General features: G+C 68.4%; 13 protein-coding genes and 1 tRNA gene. 6 read left to right on the top strand and 8 right to left on the bottom strand.

All coding sequences use genetic code 11. From position 1 onward, the window contains the following. Positions 1 to 83: 83 nt before the first annotated feature. Together SALMUC_RS18340 and SALMUC_RS18335 are read right to left on the bottom strand one after the other, a co-directional pair. On the bottom strand, positions 84 to 497 hold the full coding sequence (locus tag SALMUC_RS18340; protein ID WP_020039048.1) for a GtrA family protein: 414 nt from the start codon (positions 495 to 497) through the stop codon (positions 84 to 86). Next, on the bottom strand, positions 497 to 1,522 hold the full coding sequence (locus SALMUC_RS18335; RefSeq protein WP_020039049.1) for a glycosyltransferase family 2 protein: 1,026 nt from the start codon (positions 1,520 to 1,522) through the stop codon (positions 497 to 499). Before SALMUC_RS18335 ends, SALMUC_RS18340 begins: the two co-directional genes overlap by 1 nt. A 187-nt stretch (positions 1,523 to 1,709) precedes the next feature. Between SALMUC_RS18335 and SALMUC_RS18330 the strand changes: the two genes are divergently transcribed. The 5 genes from SALMUC_RS18330 (at position 1,710) to SALMUC_RS18310 (ending at position 7,910) form a co-directional block, all read left to right on the top strand. Further along, positions 1,710 to 3,527: a hypothetical protein gene (locus SALMUC_RS18330; RefSeq protein ID WP_020039050.1), complete on the top strand. Its 1,818-nt coding sequence runs from the start codon at positions 1,710 to 1,712 to the stop codon at positions 3,525 to 3,527. Between the two features lie 122 nt (positions 3,528 to 3,649). Continuing rightward, positions 3,650 to 4,705: a glycosyltransferase family 2 protein gene (locus SALMUC_RS18325; RefSeq protein WP_020039051.1), complete on the top strand. Its 1,056-nt coding sequence runs from the start codon at positions 3,650 to 3,652 to the stop codon at positions 4,703 to 4,705. Beyond that, a complete protein-coding gene (locus SALMUC_RS18320; protein ID WP_020039052.1) occupies positions 4,702 to 6,225 on the top strand; it encodes a hypothetical protein in 1,524 nt (507 codons plus the stop codon). The genes SALMUC_RS18325 and SALMUC_RS18320 overlap by 4 nt, the downstream gene beginning before the upstream one ends. Positions 6,226 to 6,234: 9 nt before the next feature. Next, positions 6,235 to 6,978 carry an O-methyltransferase gene (locus tag SALMUC_RS18315; protein WP_020039053.1) on the top strand — a complete coding sequence of 248 codons (744 nt, stop codon included), beginning with the start codon at positions 6,235 to 6,237 and terminating at the stop codon, positions 6,976 to 6,978. Beyond that, on the top strand, positions 6,975 to 7,910 hold the full coding sequence (locus SALMUC_RS18310; protein WP_021120602.1) for a hypothetical protein: 936 nt from the start codon (positions 6,975 to 6,977) through the stop codon (positions 7,908 to 7,910). Before SALMUC_RS18315 ends, SALMUC_RS18310 begins: the two co-directional genes overlap by 4 nt. A 122-nt stretch (positions 7,911 to 8,032) precedes the next feature. Here SALMUC_RS18310 and SALMUC_RS18305 read toward each other — a convergent pair. Continuing rightward, positions 8,033 to 8,109: transfer RNA gene (locus tag SALMUC_RS18305), tRNA-Met, on the bottom strand. 90 nt (positions 8,110 to 8,199) lie between these two features. Next, complete coding sequence (locus SALMUC_RS18300) at positions 8,200 to 9,510, bottom strand: P-loop NTPase family protein (protein ID WP_020039055.1); 1,311 nt, start codon at positions 9,508 to 9,510, stop codon at positions 8,200 to 8,202. Between the two features lie 158 nt (positions 9,511 to 9,668). Between SALMUC_RS18300 and SALMUC_RS18295 the strand changes: the two genes are divergently transcribed. Continuing rightward, positions 9,669 to 10,673: a serine hydrolase domain-containing protein gene (locus SALMUC_RS18295; RefSeq protein WP_051155945.1), complete on the top strand. Its 1,005-nt coding sequence runs from the start codon at positions 9,669 to 9,671 to the stop codon at positions 10,671 to 10,673. 16 nt (positions 10,674 to 10,689) lie between these two features. On the opposite strand, the gene SALMUC_RS18290 is transcribed toward SALMUC_RS18295, so the two are convergent. Genes SALMUC_RS18290 through SALMUC_RS18275 form a run of 4 tightly spaced genes read right to left on the bottom strand, consistent with a single transcriptional unit; the run spans position 10,690 to position 13,613 of the window. Beyond that, positions 10,690 to 11,187, bottom strand: coding sequence for a prepilin peptidase (locus SALMUC_RS18290; protein ID WP_020039057.1), 498 nt, complete (start codon positions 11,185 to 11,187; stop codon positions 10,690 to 10,692). Between the two features lie 4 nt (positions 11,188 to 11,191). After that, on the bottom strand, positions 11,192 to 12,055 hold the full coding sequence (locus SALMUC_RS18285; RefSeq protein WP_020039058.1) for a tetratricopeptide repeat protein: 864 nt from the start codon (positions 12,053 to 12,055) through the stop codon (positions 11,192 to 11,194). A 30-nt stretch (positions 12,056 to 12,085) separates the two neighbouring features. After that, positions 12,086 to 12,640: a tetratricopeptide repeat protein gene (locus SALMUC_RS18280; protein WP_020039059.1), complete on the bottom strand. Its 555-nt coding sequence runs from the start codon at positions 12,638 to 12,640 to the stop codon at positions 12,086 to 12,088. Between the two features lies 1 nt (position 12,641). Then, the gene (locus SALMUC_RS18275) at positions 12,642 to 13,613 is read right to left on the bottom strand and encodes a type II secretion system F family protein (protein ID WP_020039060.1); all 972 of its coding nucleotides are present in this window, start codon (positions 13,611 to 13,613) and stop codon (positions 12,642 to 12,644) included. Between the last annotated feature and the right edge of the window lie 2 nt (positions 13,614 to 13,615).

Genomic DNA, 13,615 nt, shown 5'->3' with positions numbered 1-13,615 from the left:
GATGTCAGGGCCATCGGCGGGCTGCGCTCGTCGGTGACCTGTCGCGCCCTGCGTCACGGCACCGGGACCGAGCCGTGGTGCTGTCAGGGTCTGCTTGAGGGGCGATAGCCGGGAAACACCAGCCTGTTCGCCCCGAAAAAGTTGCCGATGAGCGCGACGGCCGACCCGCAGGCCGTGGCGAGGACGGCGTTGGCGGCCGTCATAGGGATGAGCGAAAGGACGAGGGCGAAGACCGCGTAGCTCAGGACGATCCCGACGCCCTGCACCGCGAGGTAGGACGCGAATTCCTGCGGGATGGTCCGCGCGCCGCGTCCGCTGAAGGTCCAGATGCGGTTCAGAAGCCATGTGACGGTGACGGCGATCGCGAAGCTCGCGATCCGCGACTGGAAGGCGTCGCCGCCGAGCGAGACGAATGCATAGAGCGCGCCCGCGTCGACGACGAAGCCGACGCCGCCGACGACGGCAAACCTGAGAAAGGGCCTCGAGAGGCCCGGCATCAGGTCTTCTCCAGCGCGACGCCCGGGGCGGGCCGCCGCATGCCGAGTTCGCTGAGCACGCCGGGCACTGCCATGTAGTGCATGCGCTTCGCCTCCTGCCGGCCCCGCGTCACGGTGTCGAGGATGAGCCCGGCCACCCCCATGAGGAAGGCGAGGATCATCATGCTGGCCGCAAGCACCGCCGTGGGCAGGCGCGGCACCAGTCCGGTTTCAAGATACTCGAGGACCACCGGCGAGGCCAGCCCGAGCGAGGCGAGCGCCAGCAGGGCCGCGGCGGCACCGAAGACCGGAAGCGGTCGTTCCTGCCGCAGGATCCGGACGATGGTCCCGAGGATGCGCATGCCGTCTTGGATGCTCCGCAGCTTGCTTTCGGAGCCTGCGGCGCGGTCCTTGAACCGGCCTGCGACCTCGCCGACCGGCATCTGGAGTTCCAGCGCGTGAATGGTGAGTTCGGTCTCGATCTCGAAGCCCCGGGACATCATCGGGAAGGATTTGACGAAGCGGCGCGAGAACACGCGGTATCCCGACAGCATGTCGGTGGTGCCGCGTCCGAAGATCGTCCGGACGAGGCCGGAAAGTGCCTTGTTTCCAAAGGCATGGCCGGGGCGATAGGCGGTGCCCGTCTCGGGCACGCGGACGCCGTTCACGATGTCCAGCCCCTCGTGCAGCATGGTGTCGACCATCTTGCGCGCGGCGCCCGCATCGTAGGTGTCGTCGCCATCGACCATCACGAAGATGTCGGCCTCGACATCGGCGAACATCCGGCGCACCACGTGGCCCTTGCCCTGCCGCGGCTCGAAGCGGACGATGGCGCCGGCCTCGGCGGCGACCCGGGCGGTGTCGTCGGTCGAGTTGTTGTCGTAGACGTAGATCTCGGCCTCGGGCAGGGACTTGCGGAAATCCCGCACGACGCCGCCGATCGCGGCCGCCTCGTTGAAGCAGGGGATCAGGACCACGACCTTGAGGTCGGATGCATCGAGCGCGTCCCGCTCCTTCTGGAACCTGCTGGGGTAAATCACTGGCATCGTCTGCTGCTCCGGCGGTCGTCCTGTCGTTCCGGGCCCAATCAGCCGCAGGATGCCGGCGAAAATGCGGCGAATTCTGGTTGATCCCGTGAGTTCTGCCGGGCCACACTTTCGGCCAGCACCTGTCATGTTGATGCCCGCTTGGATGCGCAGGAGAGGCGCAAAAGGAGCCGGAGACAGGACAGACATGGCACTTCAGCACGACGCAGACCCCCGCGAGAATCGGCGATTCCGCATGGTCCTGTTCATGGCCATGGCGCTGGTGGTCGCCAAGGCGGTCCTGACGGCCTCCTCGGGGATCGAGGGCCTCGCGCAGACCGGCAACGACGACATCATGCGCTTCCTGTCGGTGCGGGACTGGCTGGCGGGGCAGGCATGGTTCGACACGCGGCAGTACCGCATGGTGCCGCCCGAGGGCCTCGACCTGCACTGGTCACGCTTCGTGGATGCCGCGATCGGCGGACTTGTCCGGCTGGGCGAGGTCGTGGTGTCGACGGAGCGGGCCGAGGTCTTCGCGCTGGTCGCCTGGCCGACGCTGCTGTTTCTGGGCCTGATCGCCGCGACGGGACTGGCCGCCCGGCGGGTTCTGGGCAGCAGGGCGGCGCTGGTCAGCGTCATGGCGCTTCTGCTGTGGCCGCCGACGGGGGCGACCTTCTTCGCGCCCATGCATGTCGATCACCACAACATCCAGATGCTGCTGACCGCCGTCACGCTCATCACGCTCGTCGTTCCGGGGCCGGCGGGCAGGCTCGGGGCGATCGGAGGCGCGGCCTCGGCGATGTCGCTGGCGGTCGGGCTCGAGATGATGCCCGCGATCGGCCTCGCCGGGATCGTGCTGCTGTGCCAGACCGTCTTTCTGACGCCGGGCAGGGCGCGCCAGCTCGGCGCTTTCTCGGTGACGCTGGCCCTTGTCGCAGCGGTGCTGTTCGCCGGTCAGACCGCCCCCGACGAATGGATGGCCACGCGCTGCGACGAGTTGTCGATGCCCTACCTGGCGCTGGCCTCGGCCGGGGCGCTGTGCTGCCTCGCCGTGGCCGCGATGGCAGGGCGCGTGCCGAACGGCGCGCTGCGGGGCGTCGCCGCCCTTGTGTTGGTCGTGCTTGCGGTGGCGCTCGTCTATCCCGTCGTGCGACCCTGCCTCGTGGGCCCCTACGGCGATCTTCCGCAGCGCGTGCAGGACGTTATCAGCATGCGCATCGCCGAGGCGCGCCCGGCGCTTCCGGCCCTGCTGGCCGGGGATACCATGGCGGTGCGCTTCGTCTTTCCGGCGCTGATGGCGGCCGCGCTTGCCTCGGCCCTCTGGGTCCTGGACATGCGGCGCCGCGCCGGCGGTGCCGAGACGCGCCGCCGCGTGGGCATCCTGCTGCTTTTCGGCTGGCTGGGCGTGATCGGCAGCCTGTTCCAGATCCGGCTGGTGATGCTGGGCGCGGCGGCCTTTCCCTTCCTGTGCGGATACCTCGTCGAGGGCGTGCTGCGGGTCGGCAAGGCCCGCGGGGCGGGCCGTGGGGCGCGGCTCGCGCTCGTGCCGGTGCTGGCGCTGACGTTGCTCTCGCCCGCGCTCTATTCCCTCGCGACATCACTGGCCGCGCGGGCCGGGAGCAGCATGGGCCCGGCGCAGATGCGCGCGACCGATGCCTCTTGCCGGACACCTGATGTCCTGCGCAGCCTGAACACCGTGCCGAGCGGCGCGGTGCTGAGCACCTCGAACCTCGGCGCGCCTCTGCTGCTCCTGACCCATCACATGGCGCTGGCGGGTCCCTATCATCGCAGCCCGGAGGCCATGGCCGATGGCGTGTTGCCCTTCGAAGGCGACGAGGCGCAGATGCGCGCCGCCCTTCGCAGGACCGGGGCCGATTACCTGCTGCTGTGCCGCGACGCGGTCTACGGCGACGGCTCGTCCTTTGCGACGGGCCTCGCGGCCGGAGAGGGCGCAGACGGGCTCGAGGCCGTCGCGGGGCCGGACCCGGCGCTGGTTCTGCTGGAGGTTTCGGGCCGGGACGGCTGAAGCGGAGGGCCAGAAGTTGCCTTCACCTGTTCCGCGAATGGAGCCGATTTGTCCCCTGTTTCGACACAATTCCCCCGGATGATCGACAGGGTACGGGTAATCGGGAACGGGACAACATCGGTATGACGCACGAAGCGATACAGGGCACCTTCGCAAAGCAGGCCGCGCCCGCGCATCGGCTTCTGAAGCTGGTCGTGCAGATTCCCTGCTACAACGAGGCGCAAACCCTGCCGGTCGTCCTGGAGGGGATCCCCCGCCAGATCGACGGCATCGGGTGCATCGAGGTGCAGGTCATCGACGACGGCTCGTCCGACGAGACCGTCGAGATCGCCCGCCGGGCCGGCGTCGAGCACATCGTCCGCCTGAAGGGAAACAAGGGCCTCGCCCGCGCCTTCCAGGCGGGAATCGAGAATGCCCTGGCCCAGTCGGCGGACATCATCGTCAACACCGATGGCGACAACCAGTATTGCGGCAGCTCCATTGCCGATCTCGTGCGCCCGATCGTCGAGGGCCGTGCCGATATCGTGCTCGGAGATCGCAAGCCGAGCGAGAACCGCGCGTTCTCGTGGCGCAAGCGCATGCTGCAGCGCATCGGGAGCCGCGTGGTGCGCGGCCTTGCGGACCTCGACGTGCCGGACGCGGTGACCGGCTTTCGCGCCTATTCGCGCGACGCCGCGATGAGCATCAACGTCATGACCCGCTTCAGCTACACGGTGGAGACGCTGATCCATGCCGGCCAGCGCGGGCTGACCGTGTGCTCGGTGCCCGTGCGCACAAATCCGACGATGCGGCCCTCGCGCCTCTTCCGGTCGATGGGGCAGTTCATGGGGCGCCAGGTCGTGACCATGTTGCGCAGCTGCGTGATGTACCGGCCGCTGCGGACCTTCATGACGGTCGGTCTCGTCATGTCGGCGTTCGGCATGCTGCCGATCCTGCGCTTCCTCTATTTCTACGCGATCGGGGACGGGGACGGCCACGTTCAGTCGCTGGTCCTTGGCGGCGTGCTGCTGCTGGCCGGGTATTTCACCCTCGCGATCGCCCTGCTGAGCGACACGATCGCCACGAACCGGCGCCTCACCGAAGAGGCCCTGATCCGCCTGCGCCGCATCGAGGCCGACCGGGCCCCGCACGCCACCGACGCGGACGAGGATTACGCGGCGCGGGTGGCGGCGGAATGAGCGTCGCGGCCATGCATGTCTCGCAGAGCCGTGACGGGACGCGTGCCGCGTCCGTGCTGGTGGCGATCCTGGGGGCAACCTTCTACGCCTGGATGCTTCACCTCTCGGCCACCACCACCCCGGCGGCCTTCGGCAGCGAGATCTACGACCAGCTCTGGCTGTCCCTGAAGGAGGGGCGGCTCGACGTGCCGGCCCGGGTCGCGCGCATCGAGGGGCACTATACGCCGGATGGCACCGCCTTCATCTACCACGGGTTGGCGCCGCTGCTGACCCGCGCATTGCTTGATCCGTTCGTGACCGTCGGCACCGCGTCATTGGCGCCCGTCACGATCTGGTTCTGGGCCGTTCTCGGCACGACGTTCTATCATGCGGCCTTTCTGCGGACGCTCGACCAGGTTTCGGTATCGCAGGAGAAGCGCCTGCCGTTCGTGGCGCTCATCGGGATCCTCACCTGGATCGGCGGACCCGGTGTCCTGCTGACGGCGAACCACGGGTTCTACCAGGAGCCGATCGCCGTGGCCTACGCGCTGTTCGGCGGCTTCATCTATATCTGGATGCAAGCCGTGAGATCCGGGCGCATCTCGGGCAGGGCCCTGATCACGGTCGCCGTGCTGGCTGCGCTTTGCGTGCACGCACGGCCGCACCTGGCGGTCGCCCTCTATTGCGGCGTGGCGGCACTGATCGTCTGGGCCCTTGGACAACGCGGCCGCGCCGCGCTGCTTCCCGCCGTTCTCGGGGTCGCGATCCTGGGGGCCGGCGGCGCGGGTTACCTCGGCCTCAACAAGATGCGCTTCGGCAGTGCGACCGAGGTCCACGGCAGCTTTGCCGCCGGCGGGACCCAATACGGCATGACCTTCTGGGGGTTCGAAGACGAGGACTCGGCGCGCGCTTCGGGCTTTGCCGAGCATGGTCGTTTCAATCCCGGGCGGATCGTGCCGAACCTCGTCGTCTACGCGGTCAGCCCTCCGCAGTTGCACGCGCCGTCCGCCAGCGAGGCCGTTTTGAGCCTCCACCGGGCTTATACGGAGCCGAGGTTCGGATTGATCCGCATCGAGGTGCCGGATGCGGGGATCGTGTTCCTCTGGACGTTCTGGAGCATCGCGGCCGCGGTCGGCATCGGCACGCTGCGACGGGCGCGGCGCGGAGAGATCGTGCTGGTCGGCGTCGCCGGGATCGCCGCGCTGCTGATGCTGTCCTACGCCACCATCGCGCCGCGCTACCACGTCGATCTGTGGCCCCTGGTGGCCGCTCTGGCCATCGTCGGCCTGCCGCATGCAATTCGGCGCGTCTCAGCCATGCGCGGGCGCTGGTACGCGCGCTTGCTGGTGGTTGGCGTCATCGGCACGCTGGTCAATGTGCAGACGGCCGGCGCCTACCGGTACATCTCGCGCGAGCACCCGGCGTCGGACTTCGCGGCGTGGGACGCCGCGACCTGTTCGGCCCATGCCGCGGAAAAGGGGTTCGATGCCCCGAGAATTCAGGAAATCTGCCGCGCGCCGCGCGTCGAAACCGAAAGCTGAGGATTGAGCATGACCGTTACGAACACCCTCAAGAACGGATACGTTGTCTCGGCGCGAGGGCTGGCCGCTGCCTCTGGCCAGATCGGGCTTCGCCGCTGGCTGGAGGCGCGCGGCGAGACCTCGCGCCTGGCACACTGGATGCTGTCGCTCGGCGCGATCCACGACCTCGAGGCGCTCGTGGCGCTCGACGTGCCGTGGTGGTCCTACGACGCCATCGACGCGGTCGAGCGGTTCCTGCGCGAGCGCCCCGGCGCGCGCGTCTTCGAATACGGCTCCGGGGCCAGCACCCTGTGGCTGGCGCGCCGGGCGGGCTCGGTCACCAGCGTCGAGCATCACCGCGGCTGGTACGACCGCATGCAGGACGCGTTGGGACGGTTCCCGATCGCGTGTCCTGTCGACCTGCGCCTCGTCGCGCCCGATGCCGCGCCGTCGTCCGACAGCCTTTACCTTTCCGAGAAATCGGGGTCGGCGGGCGTGAGCTTCTCCGCCTACGCGCGCGAAATCGATGCGGGCGCAGACGCGCTCTACGATCTGATCGTGATCGACGGCCGGTCCCGGAACGCCTGCCTGGCCCACGCGGAGCGGCACCTGGCCGAGGGGGGCATGATCGTCTTCGACAATAGCGGTCGGACACGCTACCGGCGTGCGATCGCGCAGAGCGGGCTGAGCGCCCGGCGGCTGCGCGGCCTGACGCCCGCCTTGCCCTATCCGGACGAGACGACGCTCCTGACGCGGCCGGCAGGGCGGGAATGAGCCGCCTTCCGGCCATTGCCAAGACGGTCGGCGTGGTCTTCGTCGCCGGCTCGCTGGTCTTTCTCGGGCACGCCTTGCTCGAACATCGGTCGGACCTGGCCGGGTGGCGCCCCTCGGCCGGCGTACTGGCGGGGCTGACGGCGCTCGCGCTGGCCTACGGCGCGGCGCTCTACCTGCTGGCCGAGGGCTGGCACCGGATCGTGGGCCTGTTCGGCCCCGAGCCGCGGTCGCGCAGCTGGCCCTCCTACACCGGAACCCTGGTCGCGCGGTACCTGCCCGGGAACGTGGCGCATGTCATCGGGCACGCCGTCTGGCTGCGGGGCGGGCCGCTCTCGAAGGCGGACCTGACCCGGGCCAGCGTGCTCGAACTCATCGTGACGCCGATGGGCGCCATGCTGGCCCTGCTGCTGCTGTTGCCGGTCCTACCCGTCGGCGGGATCGCTGAGGCGCTGGGCACGACCGTGGCGGCGATCTGGACCGGGATTGCACTGGGGGTCGGGCTTGCCGGGTTCGGCATGAGCCTGCTTCTGCGGCGCAAGGCCAAGGGCCTGGCCCTGCGCGCCGTTCTCGCACCGGTCTGCCTTGCGACCCTCTTCATGCTCGTCTTTGCCGGTATATTCGCGGCGGTCCTCCAGCTGGTCGCGGAGACGTCGGTGGTCCTGTCCATGGCCGTCGGCATCGCGGCCTGGGTCGCGGGTTACGCCACGCCCGGCGCACCGGGGGGCATCGGCACGCGCGAAGCCCTGATCGCCGCGCTTCTGGGAGGCGCCTCGGCATCGGCGGACGTGCTGCTGGGGGCGCTGGTGTTCCGGGTGGTCACGACCGTTGGTGAGCTGGCCTGCTTCGGCTCGGGGTTCGTGCTGTCGCGCGTGCGGCGGCGTGGAAAGGCGGCCGAGAAGAAAGGCCGCCTCGGCTCGGCGCACACCGTCTGAAGCGCCACGCGTTGCTTGGTGGCGCGCGCCTCGGGGTGGCGGAATTTCACAAGAGACGAGGGAGCGTACCCGTCTGTCGTTCCCTGCTTGAGGAATGCGATGAACAGGGCTTTTCGGGATTTTGGTAGCGGAGGAGGGACTTGAACCCCCGACACGCGGATTATGATTCCGCTGCTCTAACCACCTGAGCTACTCCGCCGGACCGAGGCGCTGATTATGGCAGACCGGCCGGACCGTCAAGCGGTAATCCGGCACTTTTTGCCGAGTTTTTTGCACCGGCCCCAGAGGGTCATTTCACGATGACCTCGTCCTTGACGAACATGTTGGCCCAGGCGCGGTCGACCAGCTCGGGCGTCATCCTGTAGGGCCAGCCCTCGAAGTCGCAGACCGCGATCATCTGGTCGATCAGGAACACCGGCTGGTAGTTGGCGTAGACGTTGTCGATGGTCGGATACTTGTTCTTCAGAAGGTGCACGAGCGAGGCCTCGTCGAGCTGCATCTTCTTCTTGCGGGCCACCAGCGCGAAGATCTTGAGGAAGTCCTCCTGGCTGGGGCCGTCGATCTTGATCTTGAAGAAGATCCGGCGCAGCGCCGCCTTGTCGAAGATCTCGTTCGGGTGGAAGTTGGTCGAGAAGATCACCAGCGTGTCGAAGGGCACCTCGAACTTTTCGCCCGACTGAAGGGCGAGGATGTCCTTGTTCTCCTCGAGCGGGACGATCCAGCGGTTCACCAGCTTCTGCGGCGGCTCGGCCTGGCGACCGAGGTCGTCGACGATGAAGATCCCGCCCGTCGACTTGAACTGCAGCGGGGCCTGATAGGTGCGCGCGGTGGGGTTGTAGACGAGGTCGAGCATGTTGAGCGACAGCTCGCCGCCGGTGATGACGGTGGGGCGGTCGCAGAGCACGTAGCGCATGTCGTAGCGGTTCGTGCGGCGCAGGCCCGAGGTCTGCTGCGCCGAATCCTCGGCCGCGGAATGCACGATGGGGTCGTAGACCGAGATCACCTGGCCGGAATACTCGATCGCGCGCGGCACGTAGATCCGGTCGCCCATGGCGTCGCGGATCCCGTTCGAGATCGAGGACTTGCCGTTGCCCGGGGGGCCGTACATCAGGATCGACCGGCCGGAGCCCACGGCGGGCCCGAGGTGGGCGATGAGCTGGTCGGGCAGCACGAGGTGGCCCATGGCGCCGACCAGCTGCTCGCGGGTGATCTGCACGTTGCGGATCGACTGACGCTCGACCTGCTCGCGGTAGGCCTCGAGCGGCACCGGCATGGCGCCGAAGTATTCCGACTGCGCGAGCGCGTCGAGCGACCGGGCCTTGCCGCTGTCGGTGAGCTGGTAGGACATCTCGTTGCCGGCGGCGGTTGCGCTGAGCGTGCCCATGGCCTCGAGCAGCCCCTGCGTGCGGGCCGCATCGATGAGCTCCTTGGCCACGCCGATGGGCAGACAGGTCGCCTTGGCCAGCAGGCTGACCGTGTTGGCGTTCTTGCGGAAGATGGTCTTGAGCACGATGTCCCGCATGAAGACAAGGGGCAGGCCCATGTCCTCGATCCGTTTCGGTGCGGGCGGCGCCACGACGGCGCTGGACTCCATGTTCATTTCGGCTTGGCCCCGTTCGTTCGTTCCCGCGCAGGAAACAACCGCTTTGTGGCGAGAGCGGGGCGCGGGTTGGGAAATGCCGCGCAGCCGGAGCGGGCCCACGCGGTCGTGAAGCCGTGTGGGTTGTCATCGGCGCCGCGCGGCGTCTCTTGGCAGGCATGAGCATTGATCCAGATCCCGCCACCCGCCGCCCGTCCCGCAGAGCCGTCCTTTGGGGCGGTGCCGCGCTAGTCGCCACGCCCGCGGTGCTTGCCGCGCAGAGTTCCGATTTCGCGGCGCGCGCCGAGGGGCTCGACCAGTTGCACGCGCTCGTCGTGCGGCGCGGCGGCGAGGAGGTCTTCGCCCGGGCCTATCGCGGCGACGGGCTCGACCGCGTGGCCAACGTGAAGTCGGTCTCCAAGACGCTTGTTGCGCTGCTGACCGGCATCGCGCTGGAGCGCGGCGCGATCGAGAGCGTCGATGCCCGGGTTCTGCCGCTGCTGGGGCGGCCGGCCACTGGCGACGCGCGCGACGATGTCACCGTCGGGCACCTGCTGTCGATGCAGGCGGGGCTCGTGCGCACCTCGGGGGCGAGCTATGGCAATTGGGTCTCGAGCGGTGACTGGGTGGACTACATCCTCGACCGGGAGCCGGAGGGGCAGCCCGGCGGTCGCTTCATCTATTCCACCGGCGGCTGGCACATCCTGGGCGCGGTGCTGTCGCGCTTGACAGGGCAGAGCCTGCTGGCGCTGACACGCGACTGGATGGCCGATCCGCTGGGCATCGTCGTGCCGCCCTGGGTGCGCGATCCGCAGGGGCGCTACCTTGGCGGCAACGAGATGGCGCTGAGCCCGCGCGGGTTGTCGCGGGTCGGGCAGATGGTGCTGGACGGAGGCCGCTGGCAGGGCGAGCAGGTCGTGCCCGCCGAGTGGATCGCCCGGTCGTGGGAGCCGCGCGCCCGCTCGCCCTGGTCGGGCGACCGCTACGGCTATGGCTGGTTCCTGACGACGATGGACGGCGCCGAGGTGGCCTATGGCCGGGGCTACGGCGGACAGATGCTGGCGGTCGTGCCCGCGCGCGAGATGGTAATCTGCGTGACCTCGGACCCGATGCAGCCCGCGCGCTCCGACGGCTACTTCGGAGACCTTCGCGACCTCGTGGCGCAGATCGTCGCCGAGGCCTGAGCGCGGCGGCCGCGCGTCACTTTCCGAAGGCGAGGCCCGCTCCGAGGTAGATTGCGAGCGTCGGCCCCAAGGCAAGGCCCATGGGGAATCGCTTGCCCGCGGACCAGCTGTCCCAGTCCGGCGCGAGGCGCCGGATCGGCGTGGCGCGCACGATGCGATGGGCGACGTAGGCCGCCAGCAGGCAGGCCGCGTAGAGCGCCAGCACGAAGCGCAGGTCGCCTAGGTGGATGAAAGGCGCGGCGGCGGCGATGAACTTGGCATCGCCCGCGCCCATCACGCCGCCCGCGTTCAGCGCCATGCCCGCCACCAGCGCCACGCCGAGGTGCAGGTAGCGCCAGAGGTAGGCGTCGAGGGGCAGGGCGATCAGCCCCACCACAACGAAGACCGCGAAGAGCGTCACCACTGCCTTGTTGGTGATGCGCATCGACTTCATGTCGGTATAGGCGACCCAGAGGCAGATCGGCAGGACGAAGGGCAGGAACCATGCCGCCGCCTGTGCGGAAAGTGCCAGCATTGCCCTACCGCGTGGTGACCGTGTTTTCCAGCGCCGCGAGCGAGGTTGCCGCGGCCTCGAAGTGCTGCGGATGCGTCTCGATCGCGTCGCGCAACAGGCCCTTGCCGATCTCGACGTCGCCACGCTTGACCGCGGCGAGGCCCAGCGAGTGCAGCAGCTTGGCGCGTTCGACCTGCGTCATCTGCAGCACGGGCAGGGTGTAGTTGCCCTGCGCACCCCGCGCGAGGATCAGGTTGTTCTTGGCGGTGAAGAGCTTGGGATCCTGCCGGATCGCGTCGAAGAACATCCGTTCCGCCTCGGCGTAGTCGCCGCGGGTGAGCTTGGAATAGCCCCAGTTGTTCAGCGTGCTCGCCGGCTTGGTGGTGAGGCCCACGGCGGTCTCGTAGAAGCTGTCGGCGCGGTCCCATTCCTGGTTGGCGTCGGCGATCATCGCCTCGAGCCGGTAGCGCTTGTAGGTCTCGTGCGTGGGCGGGATGGAATCCAGCGTCTGTTCGGCGCGGTCCCAGTCGTTGTTGCGAATGAGCGCGTCGGCCAGAGCCACGCGGTCGTCGCTGGTGGCCTCCTCGTGGTCCACGACCTTGGCCCAGGCGATGGCGGCCTCCTGGTGGCGCTTGGCGCGCACCAGCGACTTGGCCAGCCCGCGCATCAGGTCGATGCGTCCGCTGTCCTGCGCATCGGCGCGCTGGAAGTAGGCGACGGCCTCGTTCGGATCGCCGACGGTCAGCATGACGTCGTTCAGGTCGGCCCCGTCGATGGCGTTGACGCCCGAGAACTCGCGATCCACGGCGTCCTTGTCGATGGCTTTGTCGCAGGCGGAAAGACCGAAGACCCCTGCCATGCAGAGGCCCACAAGAATGGTGTGGCGCATTTCGTGCGTCCTTTTACTGCTCTTGCCTCGTTACTGTGTGCTGCGGATGAGGTATTCCCCGCTGCCCCGTCGCACCAGCCTGTAGTCTTGTTCTTGGCCCTGACCATAGCCGCGATTTTGCAATTTTGCGAGCGCCAAGCGCAGATTGTCCCGGATTGCGTCACTTTCGCCATTGTCCAGCGCGTAGGCGCGGCGGAAGACCTCGGCGGCCTCGCCGGTCTTGCCGCGCTCGATCAGAACGACGCCGAGATTGTTCCAGGCCTCGGGCCACTCGGGCTCGGTATCCACCGCGCGGCGCAGCAGGTCCTCGGACTGGTTGAGCCGGCCGAGCGCGAGGTTGGCCGAGCCGAGCGAGGTCAGCACCTCGCCCGTCAGCCCGCGGGCGCCGGCGGCGCGGGTGTAGGCCTCGAGTGCGAGCTCGGCCTGGCCGGCAGCCATCAGGCGGTGACCGACGAGCAGGCCGTCGACGGCCTCGCCGCGCGGGTCGATCGAGGGGGCGTATGTCTGGTCCTCGGACGCGAACCGGCCGCCCGAGCAGGCGGCCAGCAGCGTCAGCATCAGCGTGCCGAGGATGAGTAGGCGCATGTCACTTGCCGGCGAGTTGTCCCAGTTCCGAGATGCTCACCACGGACGGACCCACGAGGATGATCAGCAGCGGCGGCACCGTGAGCATCATAGTGGTCAGCGTCATCTTTGTCGGCAACTTGTTTGCGGCTTCCTCGGCACGCATGACCCTTTTGTCACGCATTTCCGAGGCGTAGACGCGCAGCGCATCGGCGATCGAGGTGCCGAAGCTCGAGGCCTGGTTCAGCACGGTGACGAAGGACGACACGTCCTGCACGCCGCAGCGCTCGCTCATGTCGTTGAGAACGTTGGACTTGTCCTTGCCGGCCTTCATCTCGTGGGCGATGATCTCGAACTCGTCGGCAAGCGCGGGGTAGGAGGCGCGAAGTTCGCGCGAGACCCGCACGATGGACTGGTCGAGCGACTGGCCGGCCTCGACGCAGACCAGCATCATGTCCAGCGCGTCGGGAAAGCCCCGCTCGATCTGCTGCTTGCGTTCCTCGACGCGCTTGGTCAGCCAGTATTTCGGCGCCAGGTAGCCCGCGCCGCCGGGGCCGAGGATATACATCAGTTTCTGCTGCATCGTCGCGGCGGGGCCGTCGATGAACATGAAGTAATAGGCCGTGCCCGCCGCGAGCAGACCCAGCCCCAGCACCATCTGGGAGAGGTAGTAGTAGCGCACGGCATCGCGCGTGCGGTAGCCCGCCTGCAGCAGCTTGAGGCGCATCTCGCCGAGTTCCTCGGCGTTCTTGGGCTCGAGGTACTGGGCGTACTTGTTCAGTTTCGCGTTGCGGCGCTTGTCGCGCAGGATCGCCTTGGTCTCGGCGTCCAGCCGCTCGCGCCCCTGCTTCTTGAGCTTGTCCATCGGGTCGGGCCGGCTGGCGATCATCAGCGGGATGCTGGCCAGGATCAGCACAAAGGCGAGTCCCGCGATCGCGATGAGCGGGCCGGCGGGCCCCAGAAGGTCGACGAGCAGGGCGTTCAGTGCGTCCACGG

It is taken from the genome of Salipiger mucosus DSM 16094 (genome assembly GCF_000442255.1).
Taxonomy (GTDB): Bacteria; Pseudomonadota; Alphaproteobacteria; order Rhodobacterales; family Rhodobacteraceae; genus Salipiger; species Salipiger mucosus.
The sequence above is the reverse complement of the archived record's forward strand: the minus strand, read 5'-3'. Positions and strand labels throughout refer to the sequence as shown.